Raw genomic sequence first — 13,097 nt, forward strand, 5'->3', positions numbered from 1 at the left:
CTTGCTCATCTCGATATCCATGCGATTCGCCGCGTCAGCGACGACGCGACTTCCGGTCGTCCTTCTCGTGACCGCGGAAGGTCCGAGTCGGCGCGAACTCGCCGAGCTTGTGGCCGACCATCGACTCGGTCACGAACACCGGGACGTGCTTGCGGCCGTCGTGCACCGCGATCGTGTGGCCCAACATCGCCGGGACGATCATCGAGCGGCGGGACCAGGTCTTGATGACGTTCTTGGTTCCCTTGTCGTTCTGTACGTCCACCTTCTTGATGAGGTGGCCGTCGACGAAGGGTCCCTTCTTCAGACTGCGCGGCATCGAGACTGCTCCTAGCGCTTCTTGTTCGTCTTGCGGCGGCGGATGATGAGCTTGTCGCTGGCCTTCTTCGGCCGACGAGTACGACCCTCGGGCTTGCCCCAGGGGCTCACCGGGTGGCGACCACCGGAGGTCTTGCCCTCACCACCACCGTGCGGGTGGTCGATGGGGTTCATCGCCACACCGCGGACGGTCGGGCGCTTGCCCTTCCAGCGCATGCGACCGGCCTTGCCCCAGTTGATGTTCGACTGCTCGGCATTGCCGATCTCGCCGACCGTCGCCCTGCAGCGCACGTCCACCAGGCGAATCTCGCCCGAGGGCATGCGGAGGGTCGCGTGGGCGCCCTCCTTCGCCAGCAGCTGCACGCTGACACCCGCGGAACGGGCGATCTTCGCGCCGCCACCGGGCCGGAGCTCGATGGCGTGGATGACCGTACCGACCGGGATGTTCCGGAGCGGCATGTTGTTGCCCGGCTTGATGTCGGCGCCCGGACCGTTCTCGATCCGGTCGCCCTGCTTCAGCTTGTTCGGGCACAGGATGTAGCGCTTCTCGCCGTCCGCGTAGTGCAGCAGAGCGATGCGCGCGGTGCGGTTCGGGTCGTACTCGATGTGCGCGACCTTGGCCGGAACGCCGTCCTTGTCGTTGCGCCGGAAGTCGATCAGTCGGTACGCGCGCTTGTGTCCGCCACCCTGGTGGCGAGCGGTCACGCGGCCGTGGTTGTTACGACCACCCTTGCTGTGCAGAGGGCGGACCAGCGACTTCTCCGGCTCGGACCGCGTGATCTCGACGAAGTCGGCGACGCTGGCGCCACGACGGCCCGGCGTCGTCGGCTTGTACTTGCGGATGCCCATGGCTTCTCTTAGTCCTCGTCCGTATCAGCGGCCGTCAGCCGACGGGTCCACCGAAGATGTCGATCCGCTCGCCCTCTGCAAGGGTGACGATCGCGCGCTTCGTGTCCTTGCGCTTGCCGAAACCGGTCTTGGTGCGCTTGCGCTTACCGACGCGGTTGATCGTGTTGACGCTCTCGACCTTGACCCCGAAGACCGCGATGACGGCCTGCTTGATCTGGGTCTTGTTGGCGTCGGGGTGCACGATGAACGTGTACTTGTTCTCGTCGATGAGCCCGTAGCTCTTCTCCGAGATCACCGGCTTCAGCAGCACGTCGCGCGGGTCGGTGTAGGTCTTGCTGGTGACCTTCGTCGTGCTCTCGACGGTGTCGGTGCTCACGCGATGCTCCCTTCGAGCTCGTCGGAGCCCGCGACCGCCGAGGCGGCCTTCGCCGGTCCGGCGATGAAGCGCTCCAGAGCGGCCTTCGTGAAGACCACGTCGTCGGAGACGAGCACGTCGTAGGTGTTCAGCTGCCCGACCTCGAGCACGTGCACCTGCGGGAGGTTGCGAGCGCTCAGCCAGGCGGCGGTGTCGGACTTCTCGACGACCAGGAGCAGGTTCTTGCGCTCGCTGATCTTGCCGAGGAGGGTCTTCGCGGCCTTGACCGAAGGCGTCTCGCCCTCGACCAGCGCGGAGACGCAGTGGATGCGCTCGTGCCGAGCCCGGTCCGAGAGAGCGCCGCGCAGGGCGGACGCCTTCATCTTCTTCGGGGTCCGCTGCTCGTAGTCGCGCGGCACGGGACCGTGCACGACGCCACCACCGGCGAACTGCGGCGCGCGGGTCGAGCCCTGACGGGCGCGACCGGTGCCCTTCTGGCGGTACGGCTTGCGCCCACCGCCGCGGACCTCGCCACGAGTCTTGGTCTTGTGCGTGCCCTGACGGGCGGCGGCGAGCTGCGCCACGACGACCTGGTGGATCGTCGGGATGCTCACCTGGACGTCGAAGATCCCCGCGGGGAGCTCGATCGTCCCGGACTTGTCGCCGGCGGGCGAAAGAACGTCAATGCTGGTCATGAGATTCACACACCCTTCGCCGCAGTGCGCACCAGAACCAGGCCGCCGTTCGGACCGGGGACCGCACCCTTGATCAGGAGCAGGCCCTTCTCCGCGTCCACGGCGTGAACGGTCAGGTTCTGGGTGGAAACGCGCTCGTTGCCCATGCGGCCCGCCATGCGCACACCCTTGAACACACGACCCGGGGTGGCGCAGCCACCGATCGAGCCGGGCGAACGGTGCTTGCGCTGCGTACCGTGCGAGCTGCCGAGACCCTTGAAGCCGTGTCGCTTCATGACACCGGCCGTGCCCTTGCCCTTCGAGGTGCCCATGACATCGACCTTCTGGCCGGCCTCGAACACATCGGCGGTGATCTCCTGGGCCGGCGTGTACTCGCCGGCGTCGGAGGTCCGGAGCTCGACCAGGTGGCGACGCGGGGTCACACCGGCCTTGGCGAAGTGGCCGGCGAGCGGCTTGTTCACCTTGCGCGGGTCGATCGCGCCGAACGCGATCTGGACGGCGGAGTAGCCGTCGACCTCGGCGGTGCGGACCTGGGTCACGACGCAGGGCCCGGCCTCGACCACAGTCACTGGAACGACGCGGTTGTTCTCGTCCCAGACCTGGGTCATGCCGAGCTTCTTGCCCAGGATGCCCTTCATCTGCTTCGTCATCGTCGGTGCGTCCTCAGAGCTTGATCTCGATGTCGACGCCGGCCGGCAGGTCGAGACGCATGAGCGAGTCGACCGTCTTCGGCGTGGGGTCGAGGATGTCGATGAGCCGCTTGTGAGTGCGCATCTCGAAGTGCTCGCGCGAGTCCTTGTACTTGTGCGGCGAGCGGATGACGCAGTACACGTTCTTCTCGGTCGGCAGCGGCACCGGTCCCGCAACCTGCGCACCAGTACGCGTCACCGTCTCGACGATCTTCTTCGCCGAGCTGTCGATGACCTCGTGGTCGTAGGCCTTGAGCCTGATGCGGATCTTCTGTCCCGCCATGGCTGCTTCGAATTCCTTCTCTCGTACCGCTGCGGATCACCCCCGCTGACACGGGGAGAAGACTTGGGCTGAAAACCCCTCGGGGTTTCCCTTCCCCGCCGACCCCCGCGGTCGGGCGTGTCGCCTTGTTGCTCACAAGCGCCCCTTGGAAACCCTTACGGGCGGCCTGGGGGCCTGGGCAACGTACGCTCGGCGTCACCTTCGCTGCGGCAAGCGAAAGGACGGCACGAGGTCACTAAGCGACGACGCCGGCTGCATGGGTGGCAGGACAGAAGTCCACCGATTGTTCGGAGCCAACGGGGGCCGCGCTACGTACCGTCTTCGCGACAGGCACGGCGCAGCCCGTTGTCCATCCGAGCAACTTGGCTAGTATGCCCCACCGATGGCGGGCTTGGCCAATCGAGCGGCTCCCCCGGGTTGGAGAGAGCCCCCGAGCAATGGATATCCGGTCCCACCTAGGGGGTGGAATCGATCCGGACAAAGCCCCGCCCGCCGACCCAGGTGGACCGGCGGGCGGGATTTCATCACTTCTTGATCTTGACGACCTGGCCGGCGCCCACGGTGCGACCACCCTCGCGGATGGCGAAACGCAGGCCCTCTTCCATGGCGATCGGCTGGATCAGCGCGACGTCCATGCCGGTGTTGTCACCCGGCATGACCATCTCGGTGCCCTCGGGGAGGGTCACCACGCCGGTCACGTCCGTCGTACGGAAGTAGAACTGCGGCCGGTAGTTGTTGAAGAAGGGGGTGTGACGGCCACCCTCGTCCTTCGACAGGATGTAGACCTGGGCCTCGAAGTCGGTGTGCGGCGTGACCGAACCCGGCTTGATGATGACCTGGCCGCGCTCGACGTCCTCGCGCTTGATGCCGCGGAGGAGCAGACCGACGTTCTCGCCCGCCTGGCCCTCGTCGAGCAGCTTGCGGAACATCTCGATGCCGGTGACCGTGGTGGTGGTCTTGGTCTCCTTGATGCCGACGATGTCGACAGTCTCGTTGACCTTGACGATGCCACGCTCGATGCGACCGGTGACGACGGTGCCACGACCGGTGATCGTGAAGACGTCCTCGACGGGCATGAGGAACGGCTTGTCGGTGTCACGCGGCGGGGTCGGGATCGCCTCGTCGACGGCGGCCATCAGCTCCAGGAGCTTGCCACCCCACTCCTTGTCGCCCTCGAGCGCCTTGAGCGCCGAGACCCGCACGACCGGAAGGTCGTCGCCCGGGAACTCGTACTCGGAGAGGAGCTCGCGCACCTCGAGCTCGACGAGCTCCAGGATCTCCTCGTCGTCCACCATGTCGGCCTTGTTCAGCGCGACCACGATGTACGGAACGCCGACCTGGCGGGCCAGGAGCACGTGCTCCTTGGTCTGCGGCATCGGGCCGTCGGTGGCGGCGACCACGAGGATCGCGCCGTCCATCTGCGCGGCACCGGTGATCATGTTCTTGATGTAGTCGGCGTGCCCGGGGCAGTCGACGTGCGCGTAGTGACGGTTCTCCGTCTGGTACTCGACGTGCGCGATCGAGATCGTGATACCGCGCTGCCGCTCCTCCGGCGCCTTGTCGATCTGGTCGAACGGCGTGAAGGGGTTCAGGTCCGGGTACGCGTCGTGCAGCACCTTGGTAATCGCCGCGGTCAGCGTCGTCTTACCGTGGTCGATGTGACCAATGGTGCCGATGTTGACGTGCGGCTTAGTCCGCTCGAACTTAGCCTTCGCCACTGGGGTCCTCCTGTGGACTGGTTCTTTACGCCGTACGACGTCGGGTATCGGGGGTGAGCCGGGGCGGAGGCCCCGGAGTCCGGTTTCGGACCCCGGGTCCCCCAGGTATCGCTGGTGCCGCGCCTGCGGTGATTACTCGCCGCGCGACTTGGCGATGATCTCCTCGGCGACGTTCCTCGGAACCTCGGCGTAGGAGTCGAACTGCATGGAGTAGCTCGCGCGACCCGAGGTCTTGCTGCGGAGGTCGCCGACATAGCCGAACATCTCCGACAGCGGGACCAAAGCCTTGACGACACGCGCACCGAAGCGCTCGTCCATGGCCTGGATCTGGCCGCGACGCGAGTTGAGGTCGCCGATCACATCGCCCATGTAGTCCTCGGGCGTGGTGACCTCGACGGCCATCATCGGCTCGAGAAGAGCCGGCGACGCCTGCCGAGCCGCTTCCTTGAACGCCTGCGAACCGGCGATCTTGAAGGCGAGTTCGGACGAGTCGACCTCGTGGTAGCCACCGTCGATCAGCGTCAGACGCACGCCGACCATCGGGTAGCCCGCGAGTACGCCGTACTGCATGGCCTCCTGCGCGCCCGCGTCGACCGAGGGGATGTACTCCCTCGGGATGCGGCCACCGGTGACCTTGTTGACGAACTCGTACGCGTCGCCCTCGAGCGGCTCGAGCGCGATCTGCACCTTGGCGAACTGACCGGTACCACCGGTCTGCTTCTTGTGCGTGTAGTCCACGCGCTCGACGACCTTGCGGATCGTCTCGCGGTAGGCCACCTGCGGCTTGCCGACGTTGGCCTCCACGCGGAACTCGCGCTTCATCCGGTCGACGAGCACTTCGAGGTGCAGCTCGCCCATGCCACCGATGATGGTCTGGCCGGTCTCCTCCTCGGTGTGCACCTGGAAGGAGGGGTCCTCGGCGGCGAGGGACTGGATGGCGACACCCAGCTTCTCTTGGTCGCCCTTGGACTTCGGCTCGATCGCGACCTCGATGACCGGGGCCGGGAACGTCATCGACTCCAGGATCACCGCGTTGGACGGGTCGCAGAGCGTCTCGCCGGTGGTGGTGTCCTTCAGACCCATCACCGCGATGATGTCGCCCGCGCCGACCGACGGGATCTCCTCACGCTTGTTCGCGTGCATCCGGTAGATCTTGCCGATGCGCTCCTTCTTGCCCTTCACCGAGTTCAGCACGGAGCTGCCGGCTTCCAGGACACCCGAGTAGACCCGGACGAAGGTGAGCTTGCCGAGGTGCGGGTCACGCATGATCTTGAACGCGAGGCCCGCGAAGGGCTCGTCATCGCTCGGCTGGCGAACGATGACTTCCTCTTCGTTGTTGACCGCGTGACCCTGGATGCCCTCGATGTCGAGCGGCGACGGCAGGTAGCGCACGACCGCGTCGAGCAGGGGCTGCACACCCTTGTTCTTGAACGCGGTGCCGCAGAACACGGGGGTGAACGTGGGCTTGCCCTTGTTCTCACCCTTGGTCGAGGCGATGGTCGCGCGACGGATCGCGGCGATCAGCTGCTCCGTGTCGGGCTCCTGGCCCTCCAGGTACAGCTCCATCATCTGGTCGTCGTATTCGGCGATCGTCTCGAGCAGCTTGCCGCGGTATTCGGCGGCCGCCTCGACGTGCGTGGCCGGGATGTCGACGACGTCGTACATCTCGCCCTTGGCCGCCTCGGCGGACCAGACCAGCGCCTTCATGGCGACCAGGTCGACAACGCCCTGGAAGTCCATCTCGGTGCCGATCGGCAGCTGCATGACCAGCGGAACCGCGCCCAGGCGCGCGTCGATCATGTCGACGCAGCGGTGGAACTCGGCGCCGGTGCGGTCGAGCTTGTTCACGAAGCAGATGCGCGGCACGCCGTACCGGTCGGCCTGACGCCAAACGGTCTCGGACTGCGGCTCCACGCCGGCGACACCGTCGAAGACGGTGACGGCGCCGTCGAGCACGCGCAGCGAACGCTCCACCTCGACGGTGAAGTCGACGTGGCCCGGGGTGTCGATGATGTTGATCGTGTGATCGACGTCGTCGAGCGTCCAGTGACAGGTCGTCGCGGCAGACGTGATGGTGATGCCGCGCTCCTGCTCCTGTTCCATCCAGTCCATGGTGGCAGCGCCCTCATGAACCTCACCGATCTTGTAGTTGACCCCGGTGTAGAACAGGATCCGCTCGGTGGTGGTGGTCTTGCCCGCGTCGATGTGGGCCATGATGCCGATGTTTCGGACCTTGGCCAGATCAAGAGCAGTGGTAGCCATCGTGGCTTGTCTTCTCTCGGCTTCTCGTCGTTGCGGGTGGAACTACCAGCGGTAGTGCGCGAAGGCCTTGTTGGACTCGGCCATCTTGTGGGTGTCCTCGCGGCGCTTGACCGCGGCACCCAGACCGTTGCTCGCGTCCAGCAGCTCGTTCATCAAACGCTCGGTCATCGTCTTCTCGCGACGGGCGCGGGAGTAGCCGACGAGCCAGCGGAGAGCGAGGGTCGTGGAGCGGCCCGGACGGACCTCGACCGGCACCTGGTAGGTCGCGCCACCGACACGGCGGCTGCGGACCTCGAGGGTCGGCTTCACGTTCTCGAGCGCGCGCTTGAGCGTGATGACCGGGTCGGTACCGGTCTTCTCGCGGCAGCCTTCGAGCGCGCCATAGACGATCTTCTCGGCGACGGAGCGCTTGCCGCTCATCAGGACCTTGTTCACCAGCGAGGTGACCAGCGGCGAGTTGTAAACCGGGTCGATGATGACCGGTCGCTTGGGGGCAGGGCCCTTACGCGGCATTAGCTCTTCTCCTTCTTCGCGCCGTAGCGGCTGCGCGCCTGCTTGCGGTTCTTGACACCCTGGGTGTCGAGCGAACCGCGGATGATCTTGTAGCGGACACCGGGGAGGTCCTTCACACGACCACCGCGAACGAGCACGATGGAGTGCTCCTGGAGGTTGTGACCCTCGCCGGGAATGTAGGCCGTCACCTCGATGCCACTCGTGAGGCGCACACGCGCGACCTTGCGAAGCGCAGAGTTCGGCTTCTTCGGCGTCGTCGTGTAAACACGGGTGCACACGCCGCGACGCTGCGGGCTCCCCTTGAGCGCCGGAGTCTTGGCCTTGTCGACCTTGTCCTGGCGGCCCTTTCGGACCAGCTGCTGGATCGTGGGCACCGCGTCTCCGTCTTCTTCGTGCCGAGCGGTCTTTTTGAAGCGACTGCAATGTCTGAATCGGCCTGCATCCCGGTCGACGCCGGAACCACCGGCAAGCCCGACCCCCGCGGTCGGGCGTGTCGCCCGGTCTTGGGAGTGTGCTTGCTCAGGAGGCTGCGGGTCGGTCTCCCGCGCCCTCTCACGCACGCATCCCGAGGGGATTGCGGTGAGCGCAGGCACAAGAGCCCGGGGACACCCCAGGCACAAGGAGAGAGACTACCTACCACAGCAGCAGAGGTCAAAGCGAAAAGAAAGACCCCCACCACGACACGGAATCCGGGGCTCTCACGCTGGTGGAGCACCGATTCGCTCGGGCCGATATGTCACTCTCCGGGCCCCACCGTACCCGGCATCGCGGAAAGAGGCGAACGAGCACCCGGGGCCGCTCCCCGGGCGGGCCGGGCCTCGGGTCAGCGCACGCCGCACCCTCCGACGAGCAGGCCGAGGTAGTCGGAATACCCGTGGTCGTGCCCGGAATCCACGATGAGCGCCACGACCACCAGCGCGAGCACCGCCATGCCGATCCAGCCGAGCACCACGCCGGCGATCGCCATGCCGCGGCCCTCCTGGCCGGTGCGGGCGGTCTGGGCCAGGGCTATGTGCCCGAAGATCACCGCGAGCAGGCTGCCGATCCAGTAGATCCAGACGATGCCCAGGATCATCGACGCGATGGCCAGGCCGTTGGTGCCCGGCTGGGGCAGGTAACCGCCGTAGCCGGGTTGTGGGTAGTAGCCGTAGCCGTAGGGCGGTTGGCCGTAGGGGGCGTTCGGGTCGTAGGGCTGCCCGTACGCCGCCTGGCCGTAGCCGTACGGCGCGGCGGGGTCGCCATACGACGGCTGCCCGCCGGGGGCGCCGTAGGGGCCCTCGGAGTCGTCGGCGGGTCGTTCGCCGAAGGGGCCGTACGGGCCGGGCCCGCCGGGGGTGCTCATGGGGTCCTCCCGGGGTACGACGGAGCGTTGGAAGCATCGTCGCACCCCCGGGGCCCTCGTGGAGAGTCCTTCGGGCACCCGGCCTCGGACACGCGACAGGGCCGCCACCCCGAAGGATGGCGGCCCTGTCCGGTACCGGGACGGATCAGCCCTGGTAGCCGCCGAAGTCGTACTCCTCCAGCGGGACGGCCTGGCCGGAGCCGGAACCGAACGCGGAGTAGTCGGCCTCGTCGTACCCGGACATCGAGTACATGGCGGCCTTGGCCTCCTCGGTCGGCTCGACCCGGATGTTGCGGTAGCGGGGCATGCCCGTACCGGCCGGGATGAGCTTGCCCAGGATCACGTTCTCCTTCAGGCCAAGGAGCGGGTCCGACTTGGCGTGGATTGCCGCGTCGGTGAGCACCCGGGTGGTCTCCTGGAAGGAGGCCGCCGACAGCCACGATTCGGTGGCCAGCGACGCCTTGGTGATGCCCATGAGCTGCGGACGGCCCGAGGCCGGGTGCCCGCTCTCCGACATGACCCGACGGTTCTCCGTCTCGAAGCGACCGCGCTCGACCAGCTCGCCCGGAAGCAGCTCGGCGTCGCCCGACTCGATGATCGTCACGCGGCGGAGCATCTGCCGAATGATGATCTCGATGTGCTTGTCGTGGATCGACACACCCTGCGAGCGGTAGACCTGCTGGACCTCCGCCACGAGGTGGATCTGCACCGCGCGCTGACCGAGGATGCGCAGCACGTCGTGCGGGTTGACCGCGCCGACGAGCATCTTCTGGCCGACGTCGACGTGGTCGCCCTCCTCGACCAGCAGGCGCGAGCGCTTGCTGACCGCGTACGCCAGTTCCTCGGAACCGTCGTCCGGCACCACGACGACCTTGCGGGTCTTCTCGGTGTCCTCGATGCGGACCCGACCGGCCGCCTCGCTGATCGGGGCGACACCCTTGGGGGTGCGCGCCTCGAACAGCTCGACGACACGGGGCAGACCCTGGGTGATGTCGTCACCGGCCACACCACCGGTGTGGAAGGTACGCATCGTCAGCTGGGTGCCGGGCTCACCGATCGACTGGGCGGCGATGATGCCGACCGCCTCGCCGATGTCCACCAGCTTGCCGGTGGCCAGCGAACGGCCGTAGCACATCGCGCAGGTGCCGACCTTGGACTCGCAGGTCAGCACCGACCGCGTCTTCACCGACTCGACGCCTTCGGCGACGAGGTGGTTGATGATCACGTCGCCGAGGTCGGCGTTGGCCGGGGCCAGCACCTTGCCGTCGACGACGACGTCCTCGGCCAGGTTGCGGGCGTAGACGCTGGTCTCGACGTCGTCGTCCTTGCGGAGCACGCCGTCGGCACCACGCGTGGCGATCGACAACACCAGACCGCGGTCGGTGCCGCAGTCCTCCTCGCGCACGATGACGTCCTGCGAGACGTCCACCAGACGACGGGTCAGGTAACCCGAGTCGGCGGTACGCAGCGCGGTGTCGGCCAGACCCTTACGGGCACCGTGCGTCGAGATGAAGTACTCGAGCACGGACAGGCCCTCGCGGAAGGACGCCTTGATGGGACGGGGGATCGTCTCGTTCTTGGCGTTCGACACCAGACCGCGCATACCCGCGATCTGCCGCATCTGCATCATGTTTCCGCGAGCACCCGAGTCGACCATCATGAAGATGGGGTTCGTCTTGGGGAAGTTCAGGTTCATCGCCTCGGCGACCTCGTTGGTCGCCTTGGTCCAGATCTGAATCTGCTCCTGCTGACGCTCGTCCTTGGTGATCAGGCCGCGCTCGTACTGCTTCTGGACCTTCTCGGCCTGGGCCTCGAAGCGCTCCAGGATCTCCTTCTTCGCCGGCGGGACGACGACGTCGGAGATCGAGACGGTGACACCGGAACGGGTGGCCCAGTGGAAGCCGGCCTCCTTCAGGTTGTCGAGCGTCGCCGCCACGACCACCTTCGGGTACCGCTCCGCCAGGTCGTTCACGATGACCGACAGCGTCTTCTTGCCGATCTCCTCGTCGACGAACGGGTAGTCCGCCGGCAGGAGCTCGTTGAACAACGCGCGACCGAGCGAGGTGCGCACGCGCAGCGGCGAACCGGGCTCCCAGCCCTCGGGCGCGACCCAGCCGCGCGACGGGACGGTGCCTGCCGGCAGCCGCAGCTCGATCTTCGCCTGCAGGTCGAGCTCACGGGCGTCGAACGCCATGATCGCCTCGGCCGTGGACGCGAAGACGCGCCCGTCACCCTTGGTGTTCTCCCGCTCGGAGGTCAGGAAGAACAGCCCGAGCACCATGTCCTGGGTCGGCATGGTGACGGGGCGACCGTCGGCCGGCTTCAGGATGTTGTTGCTGGACAACATCAGGATGCGGGCCTCGGCCTGCGCCTCCGCGGACAGCGGCAGGTGCACGGCCATCTGGTCACCGTCGAAGTCCGCGTTGAACGCGGTGCACACGAGCGGGTGAATCTGGATGGCCTTGCCCTCGACGAGCTGCGGCTCGAACGCCTGGATGCCCAGACGGTGCAGCGTCGGCGCGCGGTTGAGCAGCACCGGGTGCTCGGCGATGACCTCTTCGAGCACGTCCCACACCACGGGGCGGGCACGCTCGACCATGCGCTTGGCCGACTTGATGTTCTGCGCATGGTTGAGGTCCACCAGGCGCTTCATCACGAACGGCTTGAACAGCTCGAGCGCCATGGCCTTCGGCAGACCGCACTGGTGCAGCTTGAGCTGCGGGCCGACGACGATGACCGAACGCGCGGAGTAGTCCACGCGCTTGCCGAGCAGGTTCTGCCGGAAACGACCCTGCTTGCCCTTGAGCATGTCGGACAGGGACTTCAGCGGCCGGTTGCCCGGACCCGTCACCGGACGACCGCGGCGGCCGTTGTCGAACAGCGCGTCGACGGCCTCCTGGAGCATGCGCTTCTCGTTGTTCACGATGATCTCGGGGGCACCGAGGTCGAGCAGGCGCTTCAGGCGGTTGTTGCGGTTGATCACGCGGCGGTACAGGTCGTTCAGGTCGGAGGTCGCGAAGCGGCCACCGTCCAGCTGCACCATCGGACGCAGGTCCGGCGGGATCACCGGGACGCAGTCCAGGACCATGCCGTTGGGGCTGTTCCGGGTCTGCTGGAACGCGGAGACGACCTTGAGGCGCTTGAGCGCGCGGGTCTTCTTCTGGCCCTTGCCGGTGCGGATGATCTCGCGCAGCTTCTCGGCCTCGGCGTCGAGGTCGAACGACTCCAGCCGACGCTGGAGCGCCTGCGCGCCCATGCCGCCCATGAAGTAGGTGCCGAAGCGGTCCCGCATCTCGCGGAACAGGATCTCGTCGCCTTCGAGGTCCTGGACCTTGAGGTTCTTGAACCGGGTCCACACGTCGTCGAGCCGGTCCAGCTCGCGCTGGTTGCGGTCGCGCAGCTGCTTCATCTCGCGCTCGGCGCCTTCGCGCACCTTGCGGCGCACGTCGGACTTGGCGCCCTCGGCCTCCAGCTCGGCGAGGTCGGCTTCGAGCTTCTTCTGCCGCTCCTCGACGCTGGCGTCACGGCGCTGCTCGATCTGCTGACGCTCGACCGAGATCTTGGCGTCGAGGGACGGCAGGTCGCGCTGGCGACGCTCGTCGTCGACGTACGTGATCATGTACGCCGCGAAGTAGATGACCTTTTCCAGGTCCTTCGGGGCGAGGTCGAGCAGGTAGCCGAGGCGGCTGGGCACACCCTTGAAGTACCAGATGTGCGTGACCGGCGCGGCGAGCTCGATGTGGCCCATGCGCTCACGACGCACCTTGGCGCGAGTGACCTCGACGCCGCAGCGCTCACAGATGATGCCCTTGAAGCGGACACGCTTGTACTTGCCGCAGTAGCACTCCCAGTCCCGGGTCGGACCGAAGATCTTCTCGCAGAAGAGCCCGTCCTTTTCCGGCTTCAGGGTGCGGTAGTTGATGGTCTCGGGCTTCTTGACCTCGCCGTGCGACCACTGGCGGATGTCGTCTGCGGTAGCGAGGCCGATACGCAGCTCGTCGAAGAAGTTGACGTCGAGCACTGTTTCGTCAATCCCTCTTTCGGGGTTTGGTCCCGGCGGTCACGGCGGGGGCTGT

At 66.8% G+C, this 13,097-nt stretch carries 12 protein-coding genes; all 12 read right to left on the reverse strand.

Annotated elements, in window-relative coordinates:
* Positions 1-34: 34 nt before the first annotated feature.
* The 12 genes from rpsS to ACFXKZ_RS33325 all read right to left on the reverse strand — a co-directional run bounded on the left by rpsS (position 35) and on the right by ACFXKZ_RS33325 (position 13,042).
* Positions 35-316 (reverse strand): 30S ribosomal protein S19, encoded by a 282-nt coding sequence (gene rpsS / locus ACFXKZ_RS33270; RefSeq protein ID WP_020549233.1) that lies wholly within the window; start codon positions 314-316, stop codon positions 35-37.
* An 11-nt stretch (positions 317-327) separates the two neighbouring features.
* Positions 328-1,164 carry a 50S ribosomal protein L2 gene (rplB, locus tag ACFXKZ_RS33275; RefSeq protein ID WP_020549234.1) on the reverse strand — a complete coding sequence of 279 codons (837 nt, stop codon included), beginning with the start codon at positions 1,162-1,164 and terminating at the stop codon, positions 328-330.
* A 34-nt stretch (positions 1,165-1,198) separates the two neighbouring features.
* Positions 1,199-1,540, reverse strand: a complete 342-nt coding sequence (gene rplW / locus ACFXKZ_RS33280; protein WP_020549235.1) for a 50S ribosomal protein L23 — start codon at positions 1,538-1,540, stop codon at positions 1,199-1,201.
* Positions 1,537-2,214, reverse strand: a complete 678-nt coding sequence (gene rplD / locus ACFXKZ_RS33285; RefSeq protein ID WP_078975730.1) for a 50S ribosomal protein L4 — start codon at positions 2,212-2,214, stop codon at positions 1,537-1,539. Before rplD ends, rplW begins: the two co-directional genes overlap by 4 nt.
* A gap of 5 nt (positions 2,215-2,219) precedes the next feature.
* Positions 2,220-2,864 carry a 50S ribosomal protein L3 gene (rplC, locus tag ACFXKZ_RS33290; RefSeq protein ID WP_380005421.1) on the reverse strand — a complete coding sequence of 215 codons (645 nt, stop codon included), beginning with the start codon at positions 2,862-2,864 and terminating at the stop codon, positions 2,220-2,222.
* A 13-nt stretch (positions 2,865-2,877) separates the two neighbouring features.
* The gene (gene rpsJ / locus ACFXKZ_RS33295; protein WP_020549238.1) at positions 2,878-3,186 is read right to left on the reverse strand and encodes a 30S ribosomal protein S10; all 309 of its coding nucleotides are present in this window, start codon (positions 3,184-3,186) and stop codon (positions 2,878-2,880) included.
* A 524-nt stretch (positions 3,187-3,710) separates the two neighbouring features.
* Positions 3,711-4,904, reverse strand: a complete 1,194-nt coding sequence (tuf, locus tag ACFXKZ_RS33300; protein ID WP_078975732.1) for an elongation factor Tu — start codon at positions 4,902-4,904, stop codon at positions 3,711-3,713.
* 132 nt (positions 4,905-5,036) lie between these two features.
* A complete protein-coding gene (fusA, locus tag ACFXKZ_RS33305; protein WP_078975733.1) occupies positions 5,037-7,166 on the reverse strand; it encodes an elongation factor G in 2,130 nt (709 codons plus the stop codon).
* A gap of 42 nt (positions 7,167-7,208) precedes the next feature.
* Positions 7,209-7,679, reverse strand: a complete 471-nt coding sequence (rpsG, locus tag ACFXKZ_RS33310) for a 30S ribosomal protein S7 (RefSeq protein ID WP_020549241.1) — start codon at positions 7,677-7,679, stop codon at positions 7,209-7,211.
* On the reverse strand, positions 7,679-8,053 hold the full coding sequence (rpsL, locus tag ACFXKZ_RS33315) for a 30S ribosomal protein S12 (RefSeq protein WP_020549242.1): 375 nt from the start codon (positions 8,051-8,053) through the stop codon (positions 7,679-7,681). The genes rpsG and rpsL overlap by 1 nt, the downstream gene beginning before the upstream one ends.
* Positions 8,054-8,502: 449 nt before the next feature.
* Complete coding sequence (locus ACFXKZ_RS33320) at positions 8,503-9,021, reverse strand: DUF4190 domain-containing protein (RefSeq protein WP_380005424.1); 519 nt, start codon at positions 9,019-9,021, stop codon at positions 8,503-8,505.
* Positions 9,022-9,166: 145 nt separating this feature from the next.
* Positions 9,167-13,042 (reverse strand): DNA-directed RNA polymerase subunit beta', encoded by a 3,876-nt coding sequence (locus ACFXKZ_RS33325; protein WP_126636172.1) that lies wholly within the window; start codon positions 13,040-13,042, stop codon positions 9,167-9,169.
* Positions 13,043-13,097: the final 55 nt, after the last annotated feature.

This window comes from Embleya sp. NPDC059237 (genome assembly GCF_042754105.1).
Taxonomy (GTDB): Bacteria; Actinomycetota; Actinomycetes; order Streptomycetales; family Streptomycetaceae; genus Embleya.

What these genes read in the sequence shown, in the direction of transcription:
- ACFXKZ_RS33320 (WP_380005424.1), bottom strand. Translation starts at nt 9,021, where the DNA reads ATGAGCACCCCCGGCGGGCCCGGCCCGTACGGCCCCTTCGGCGAACGA.
- rpsS (WP_020549233.1), bottom strand. Translation starts at nt 316, where the DNA reads ATGCCGCGCAGTCTGAAGAAGGGACCCTTCGTCGACGGCCACCTCATC.
- rplD (WP_078975730.1), bottom strand. Translation starts at nt 2,214, where the DNA reads ATGACCAGCATTGACGTTCTTTCGCCCGCCGGCGACAAGTCCGGGACG.
- rplC (WP_380005421.1), bottom strand. Translation starts at nt 2,864, where the DNA reads ATGACGAAGCAGATGAAGGGCATCCTGGGCAAGAAGCTCGGCATGACC.
- rpsJ (WP_020549238.1), bottom strand. Translation starts at nt 3,186, where the DNA reads ATGGCGGGACAGAAGATCCGCATCAGGCTCAAGGCCTACGACCACGAG.
- rplB (WP_020549234.1), bottom strand. Translation starts at nt 1,164, where the DNA reads ATGGGCATCCGCAAGTACAAGCCGACGACGCCGGGCCGTCGTGGCGCC.
- rpsG (WP_020549241.1), bottom strand. Translation starts at nt 7,679, where the DNA reads ATGCCGCGTAAGGGCCCTGCCCCCAAGCGACCGGTCATCATCGACCCG.
- fusA (WP_078975733.1), bottom strand. Translation starts at nt 7,166, where the DNA reads ATGGCTACCACTGCTCTTGATCTGGCCAAGGTCCGAAACATCGGCATC.